Raw genomic sequence first — 7,929 nt, 5'->3', positions numbered from 1 at the left:
ACACTATTCACAAGGAATAAAGAATGGTGGGTCATGATGGATTTGAACCATCGACCAATTGATTAAAAGTCAACTGCTCTACCAACTGAGCTAATGACCCGCTCTGACGTTGCGTTTTATAACAACTTAGTATTCTACGTAAATCCGCCGATAAAAGACCATTCAAAGAATGGTGGGTTATGATGGATTTGAACCATCGACCAATTGATTAAAAGTCAACTGCTCTACCAACTGAGCTAATAACCCGCTCTTTTTGTCGCATTTCGAGTGGGGTAACCATTCGTTTGCTGCGGGCGCTTATAATACTTATTTATAAAATGAGTGCAACCGAAATTGTCTCTTTTTTTAAGTTTTTATGTCTAGATGCACAAAATTAAACCGTTTGTGCTCAAACTACATGCAAATCCAAGATTCTTCGAGAGTTTCCATGTAGTTTGCTCGCCTTAACTAAAAATTTAGTCGCTAGTTACCTAAACGATCAGTCGCTAGTTTTGCAGCGGTTGTACTTGGGTATTGATTGATAAGATCACTCAATATTTTTTGTGCTTGCTCCGCCGAACCTTGATCTTGTAAAAGTGTACCTAACTTTAGCATTGCATCTGGACGTTTGTTAGAATTTGGAAATTCGTTAACGACGACTTTAAAGTGCTCTACCGCTTTTACACCATCATTCTTAATTGTAAGCAACTGCCCTAACCAATAATGCGCATTAGATGCATATACAGAGTTTGGATACGTAGTTAAAAACGTTTGAAATTCAGGGATCGCTTGATCGTAGCGTTTATCTTTCATTATTAACGCAACAGCGCGCTCATACGCTTCGTTTTCAGATAAGTCACTGCTATAGGTCTGTGCGTCGTTTGGCTGTGCCTGATCGGCTACCGGAGCTGCTGGCTGTGTATAAGCCTGGCTAACGCGGTTTTCGATTTCTTGGTACAACTCACGCTGACGCTGCAGTACTTTTTCAAGCTTGTAGCTTTGCTCTTCTGTTACACCTCGAATTTGGCTTACTTCGTCTTGTAATAAGTTGAGCTGTTGTTGTAACTCTACTTGCAAAAAGTTACGCGACTGCATCATATTTTCAAGTGACGCTAATCGCTTCTCAATACTTGATTGTGAACTCGCAGCTTCTGAAACAGGAGCGGGAGCAGCCANTGGGTGCTCCCGCTCAATATCATGGCTGCCAAAATAATTTTCGGCTTCATAATATCTCTTATCTTAGTAAACTAGTACCGCACGGCGGTTTTTAGCGAAAGCTGATTCAGTGCGAGACTTAACCATTGGCTTCTCTTCACCGTAGCTTACCACTGACATTTGGCTAGCTGAAACACCTAAGCTTAATAAGTATTTTTCAACTGCTTGGCCACGGTGCTCACCTAGTGCAATATTGTACTCTGGAGTACCGCGTTCATCTGCGTGGCCTTCAATTAGTACTTTAACTGATGAATTTTGAACTAAAAACTCAGCATGTGCACGAAGTAAATCAGCGTATTTGCCTTCAACTGTCGCTTTATCAAAATCAAAGTAGATTACCTGCTCTTGGCGAAGTGCTTCGTACTTTTGACGAAGTTGCTCTTCTGCTTGTTGCTCAGGAGAGATTGTAGCTACTTCAACTGTATCAGTGTTAGTTGATTGCTCAACAACGCCTTGATTTGATTGGTTTGCAGCACCTTCATCAATATCTGAAGATGAGCTACAAGCTGCTAATGTCATTACTGGCACAGCAATTAGCAGGCCTTTAAGTATTTTGTTAAGTTGCATTGAGTAGATTCCTATTTTGAGTAAACCAGTAATATTACTGTAAGTATGGCGACCAAGCTGGTGCCTTTACTTGTCCGTCTAGCACAGGTAACCGTGCTTTAAAGCGGCCGTCCATCGATACTAGCGCAAGTACCTGTTTATTATTATGAAGCGTGCTATATATAATCATCGAACCGTTTGGCGCTATGCTCGGTGATTCATCTAGGCGTGTTCTCGTTAATACTTGGAACGCACCTGTAGCCAGCTCTTTCTTAGCAAGATGGTACTGCCCGTTGGTACGGTTAACCATCACTAATTCTTTTCCATCTGGTGTTATAGAACCAGCAAGATTCATATCACCATCAAAGGTGAGTCGTTGTGACCTACCTGTTTTTAAATTTAACTTATAAATCTGAGCATTACCACCCCTTTCAGATGTAAACACAATATCTTGACCATTAGGATGCCAAGATGGTTCAGTATCTATGCTACGGTGATTTGTTAAGCGTGTTTCTTTACGTGTAGCCAGGTCAAGCAAGTAAACTTCTGTTGCACCCGTCTTGTCTTTAGAAAGTACTAATAATAGCTTTTTGCCATCTGGCGAAAACTGCGGTGCGCCATTAATACCACGGTAGCTTGCGATTATTTCGCGCTTACCCGTGTAAATATCTTGAATATAAATTTGGCTTTGACGGTTTTCAAACGTTACATACGCTAACTTAGTACCATCTGGTGACCACGCTGGCGACATTAATGGCTCTTTTGAGCGAAGCAATACTTGCTCATTAAATCCATCATAGTCTGCAACAACTAATTGGTAAGGCTTTTCATCATTATCGCGCACTATTACATAAGCAATTTTAGTCAAAAATGCGCCTTTCTCGCCAGTCAGTTTTTCATATATAACGTCACTGATTCGATGAGAGTAACGGCGAAAACCGCTTTCACCAATAACACTTTCACGCGCTTCTAAAATATGATCTTGGCTTTTGATTAACTTACCATTACTCATCATTTGTGTGTTGCCACCAGTAATTTGGCCACGAATCACGTCAACTAACTCATAACGCACTAAGTAACGCCCATCAGTTTGCTGCTCAACTTCGCCCACTAATACAGCCTCCACACCTTTATTAACCCAAGATGCGTAATCAATTTCGCTATCTTTGGTCGGCTGTTGTGGCATTTGCGCTACATCTACAGGTTTAAACTTACCACTGCGCATTAAGTCGGCAGCAATAACACTGCTTAATTTTTCAGGGATTGGACCAACACCTTGGTATTTAAAAGGCACTATAGCAATAGGCCTTGCACCATCTACACCCTCAGTTATTACAATTTCAAGCGCTGCATTAGCAACACCCACAAACCCAAACAGTAAAACTAAACAGGCTATTTTTATTTTGTTGAACATATCATTCCTTTAAAACTCTGGCTTGATTGTTAAATTAATATTCTTAAGTTGTTCGAATACGTCTTTATCTTTAGATACCGGTAATGTGTCAGCCATGCGCACTGCTCTTAATGCAGCTTCACACACTAACTTATCGCCACCTAATGATTTAACTTGCGTTACTAAACCATTAAAGCCTAAACGAATATTGACTCGGCACTGTTGGTTTTTCATTTTTTCATCAATCAATAAGTTTTGTTGAATACGCGCCATAATTAATGCACGGTACTTATCAACTTCGCTCACCACTTGTTGCTGACGTATTTTACTACGGGCAGCCTGCTCTTTTGCAAGTTGCTCTTGTAGCATTTGCTCTTGCATCGCTTGCTGCCGTTTACGTTCTGCCTCGGCTGCACGCTCTTTTGCCTCGATTTCACGTTTTTTACGTTCAGCTTCTGCTTTTTTAAGTGCGTCTTCTTCGGTTTTACGTTTATCAGCAGCAGCTTTAGCTGCACTTTCAGCTTCTTGCTTTTGTTTTTCAGCTTGCTTAGCTTTAGCGCGCTCTTTTTGCTCAATAGCACGTGCTTTTTTAGCTTGTGCTTGCGCCTCGGCTGTTTCTTTTTCTTTAGCTTTGCGTTCTTGCTCTAGCTTTTTAATATGCCTAGATTCAGATTCGCGTTGCTCACGTGCATTTGCCGCCCTGCGTTCTAAATCGCGAATACGTTTGTCTTCAGCACTTTTTTTATCTTTTTCTTTCTTTTGAAGCTCAGCAATTTTTTGCTCAACTTGCTTTTGATCAACTGTAACAGCCGNACCGCATTATCTGGGGTGGGTATAGCCGAATTAAGCGTAACTTCCATTACCTTAGGCGCAGGTGGGTGAATGTTTGCAGACGCATACAAAAAACCACCTATGCCTAAATGAAGTACTATCGATTTTACTACTGAACTATTCATACAGCTACTTCCCCTCAAAGGATTCAGTCATTAATCCTACTGATGGTACGCCTGCATTTTTCAAAAAATCCATTAGTAATAATACTTCTTGATACGACACCTTACCAGAACCTTTAATCATTACTGGTACGTCAGGGTTTTTCATTAATTGTAATTTTATAACCGCAGCAACATCAAGTGCTTCCATAGGCTCTTCAGGATCAGTACCTACGCTCACATAATATTTACCCTCTGCATCAATTGAAGCAATAATGGGCGGAGTATCTTTAGTATCAACTAAATCAGACTCTTCCATTTTAGGTAAATCAACTTTTACACCATGTGTAATCAGCGGTGCTGTAGCCATAAATATAATTAATAGTACCAACATTACATCAATGTAAGGTACTACATTAATTTCTGCGACCGGACGGCGCTTTTTACGCTGATACATTCGCTTGTGCCTCTATTTGTGTAGCTGCTTGACGGTGTAAAATATTAGCAAACTCTTCCATAAAGTTAATATAGTGAGACTCAAGCTTTTCAACACTGTTTGAAAAGCGGTTATAAGCAATAACGGCCGGAATTGCCGCAAATAAACCCATAGCAGTCGCAATAAGTGCCTCTGCAATACCTGGAGCTACCATTTGTAATGTAGCTTGTTTCACTTCACCAAGTGCAATAAAGGCATTCATAATACCCCACACTGTACCAAACAAACCGATGTACGGACTTATAGAACCTACTGTTGCTAAAAACGATAAGCTAGATTCAATTTTTTCAATTTCACGAGAAAGTGCAACACGCATTGAACGGTGCGTACCCTCCATAACAATACTCGCACTTTGAAATGTATTCTTTTTATGGCGAGCAAACTCTTTAAAGCCTGAAGTGAATAGTGCTTCGATACCTTGAGACTGACCGCTGCGTGATGATATTTCGTTATACAATTTGCTTAAATCAATACCAGACCAAAACTTTTGCTCAAATTTCTTAGCATTTGATAGTGCATCTGATATTGCTTTTTTACGCTGAAATATAATTGTCCACGACATTACAGACATGGCAACTAGCCCTAACATTACTAATTGAACAAGCAAACTTGCTTCTAAAATTAGGTCTAAAAAATTAAGCCCTGATCCCACGTTAAACTCCTAAGTAATTTCAAAATACGGCAAATTGATTAATTTGTATAAATATGACCGCTTACAAGGTCAAAAGTTGCATCTAGTGTATCTAGTCCATTTCAAGCTGACAACGGTATTGCTATGAATAGGCAACAAAAAACGTTAAAAAAACAGCTTTAGTTGGCATTTCCCTATGCCTCAGTATTTTATTTAATCTTTTAACTAAACTTGCTGACTACAAATATGCGTAAATATATAGGTAAAACGTCATAAAATGCGCCGTTTATTCAAAATAAGAGCATAAACACTCAAAACTTATGAGCCTGACCTTCACGTAATAGTAAAACTAATACCGAGTTACAACGGAACTCATTACTTAAGTTATAAATTTCATTGACTTATAAATTTAACGATTAATTAACGCACAAGATTCAAACAACAATAAAATTCACCGAATTAGTTTTTCTAATCTGAAAATACAAATTTTCTAGTTTGAACAAAAAAGTAAACTTACGTATTATTCTCCCATACCGAACTAGCGCACTGAATGAGATAGCTTCATTAAGCCAAGTTCTTAGTAATAGGATATTTTATCGTATTACATTGTTTTACTCTTTCTGGATAAAACCAAATTAAGTAAATCGTAGTTCCCTGGATTACTTCCTTCAACTTGTTGTTTGCCCGCATTTTTTGCGGGCTTTTTTTTGCCTGCAATTTGGTGCGCTACATACTTTATTTATAAACTAATAATTGCACTACCTATTTTACAATAAGTAATTCGGTTACTAGTTTGAATGGTACGCAGGATAGCTTCGCGAGTCTTAACGCCCTGTGAATTAACAGTTAACTATAAAGCATATAGGTATTTTGAAATAACATTTGCAACAGTGTGTTGAGGTTTTGGGTAAAATACCTGCCGTATAAATATATCAAAGCAAGGGATACCAAGTCAGTTACCTGCTGTGCAATAAACCACAGCAAGTAATGTGTATAGGCTAGTCTTTTTTAGGAAGTAAACCGAAATGATGGTATGCGCTATCAGAGACTATTCGCCCGCGTGGAGTGCGCTGAATAAATCCTTGCTGGATCAAAAATGGTTCTATCACATCTTCAATTGTTTCACGCTCTTCACCAATAGCAGNGAGCCCGACAGGGCCGCCCATAAATTTTTCAATTATGGCGAGTAAATATTTGCGATCCATATAGTCAAAACCACTTTTATCTACGTCAATCATGTCAAGCGCTTGCTTAGCTACTTCGGCGTTTACTGTACCGTCAGATTTTACCTGTGTGTAATCACGTACACGGCGTAATAAGCGGTTAGCTATACGTGGTGTACCGCGCGAACGCTGTGCAATTTCGGTTGCGCCATCGTCACACATTTCTAAACCTAGATAATGTGCAGAGCGCCCTACTATGTGCGACAAATCTTCTACAGAATAAAACTCTAATCGCTGCACAATACCAAAACGGTCACGTAGTGGCGATGTAAGCGAGCCTGCTCGGGTGGTTGCTCCAATAAGTGTAAATGCAGGTAGGTCTAATTTAATAGAACGCGCAGCTGGGCCTTCACCAATCATTATATCAAGCTGGTAGTCTTCCATTGCGGGGTAGAGTATTTCTTCAACTTGCGGGCTGAGTCTGTGTATTTCATCAATAAACAGTACATCGCCTTCCTCTAAATTTGTGAGCAGCGCAGCTAAATCGCCTGCTTTTTCAAGTACAGGGCCTGATGTTGTTTTAATACTTACGTGTAATTCGTTGGCGACAATATTTGCAAGCGTGGTTTTACCAAGCCCTGGTGGGCCAAATATTAATAAATGATCGAGCGCTTCACCACGGGTACGAGCAGCTTCAATAAAAATTTCCATTTGCTGCTTAACATGAGGCTGGCCCCTGTAGTCAGCTAAAAGTTTTGGCCTTATAGCACGATCTATAGAGTCTTCATTTGTTTTTTCAGTCGCGTCAATTAAGCGATCCGCTTCAATCATGGGTTACTCACAACATAGATTTTAAAGATTCTCTAATAAGAACCTCAGTAGACATATCGGGTTTGCTTATCGATTTTACTGCTTTTTGAGCTTGTGGCAATTTATAACCTAATGCAAGCAGTGCTGATACGGCATCATCGGCTGCGTTATTAGCTATTGTCGCATCGCTCGTTGGCTCTATTACTGCGCTGTCGCTAAATGGCGTAAATAAATCATTACCCCAATCTTTTAGTCTGTCTTTCATTTCGAGTACTAAACGCTCGGCTGTTTTTTTACCGACACCCGGTAATTTAACTAGCGACGTTGAGTCTTCGTTATTTACACAACTTACAAATTGCTTTGCCGACATGCCCGATAAAATAGCTAAGCCAAGTTTTGGCCCTACGCCATTTGCTTTTAATAGCTCTCTAAACAAGGCACGTTCAACTTTATTATTAAAACCAAATAACAGTTGAGCATCTTCACGCACTACAAAGTGAGTGTAAACAATCGCGTTTTCACCAATCTTTGGTAAATCGTAAAAACAGGTCATTGGCATTTGTACTTCGTAACCGACACCACTTACTTCGAGTAATATCTCTGGTGGCTGTTTTTCGACTAAAATACCATTTAAGCGGCCTATCATAGTTATTTCCTTAGACGTCCTCTAACGGTTTTGCTTGCGCTACCCGCTAGTTTAATTAAATTTTGTTCTGAGTGAGCGTGGCAAATCGCAATAGCGAGTGCATCAGCTGCATCGGCTT

General features: G+C 39.8%; 6 protein-coding genes, 2 tRNA genes and 3 pseudogenes. All 11 read right to left on the bottom strand.

What is annotated here, in order from left to right; all coding sequences use genetic code 11:
- Positions 1-24: 24 nt before the first annotated feature.
- Positions 25-100: transfer RNA gene (locus L656_RS0107395), tRNA-Lys, on the bottom strand.
- Positions 101-170: 70 nt separating this feature from the next.
- Positions 171-246, bottom strand: a tRNA-Lys gene (locus tag L656_RS0107390).
- Between the two features lie 216 nt (positions 247-462).
- Positions 463-1,205 (bottom strand): annotated as a pseudogene (gene ybgF, locus L656_RS0107385) (tol-pal system protein YbgF).
- Positions 1,206-1,218: 13 nt separating this feature from the next.
- Positions 1,219-1,761 (bottom strand): peptidoglycan-associated lipoprotein Pal, encoded by a 543-nt coding sequence (gene pal, locus L656_RS0107380; protein ID WP_024597677.1) that lies wholly within the window; start codon positions 1,759-1,761, stop codon positions 1,219-1,221.
- Between the two features lie 34 nt (positions 1,762-1,795).
- Positions 1,796-3,154, bottom strand: a complete 1,359-nt coding sequence (tolB, locus tag L656_RS0107375) for a Tol-Pal system beta propeller repeat protein TolB (RefSeq protein ID WP_024598709.1) — start codon at positions 3,152-3,154, stop codon at positions 1,796-1,798.
- Between the two features lie 9 nt (positions 3,155-3,163).
- Positions 3,164-4,089 (bottom strand): annotated as a pseudogene (gene tolA, locus L656_RS01000000122040) (cell envelope integrity protein TolA).
- Positions 4,090-4,093: 4 nt separating this feature from the next.
- Positions 4,094-4,522, bottom strand: coding sequence for a protein TolR (tolR, locus tag L656_RS0107365; protein ID WP_007580386.1), 429 nt, complete (start codon positions 4,520-4,522; stop codon positions 4,094-4,096).
- Positions 4,509-5,213: a protein TolQ gene (gene tolQ, locus L656_RS0107360; protein WP_007580384.1), complete on the bottom strand. Its 705-nt coding sequence runs from the start codon at positions 5,211-5,213 to the stop codon at positions 4,509-4,511. Before tolQ ends, tolR begins: the two co-directional genes overlap by 14 nt.
- A gap of 977 nt (positions 5,214-6,190) precedes the next feature.
- Positions 6,191-7,186: a Holliday junction branch migration DNA helicase RuvB gene (gene ruvB / locus L656_RS0107355; protein ID WP_024598708.1), complete on the bottom strand. Its 996-nt coding sequence runs from the start codon at positions 7,184-7,186 to the stop codon at positions 6,191-6,193.
- 7 nt (positions 7,187-7,193) lie between these two features.
- On the bottom strand, positions 7,194-7,811 hold the full coding sequence (ruvA, locus tag L656_RS0107350) for a Holliday junction branch migration protein RuvA (protein ID WP_024598707.1): 618 nt from the start codon (positions 7,809-7,811) through the stop codon (positions 7,194-7,196).
- A gap of 2 nt (positions 7,812-7,813) precedes the next feature.
- Positions 7,814-7,929, bottom strand: a pseudogene (locus tag L656_RS1000000123050) (crossover junction endodeoxyribonuclease RuvC); the annotation flags it as partial.

The sequence above is a fragment of the Pseudoalteromonas sp. TAE56 genome, from assembly GCF_000497955.1.
Classification (GTDB): domain Bacteria; phylum Pseudomonadota; class Gammaproteobacteria; order Enterobacterales; family Alteromonadaceae; genus Pseudoalteromonas.
The sequence above is the reverse complement of the archived record's forward strand: the minus strand, read 5'-3'. Positions and strand labels throughout refer to the sequence as shown.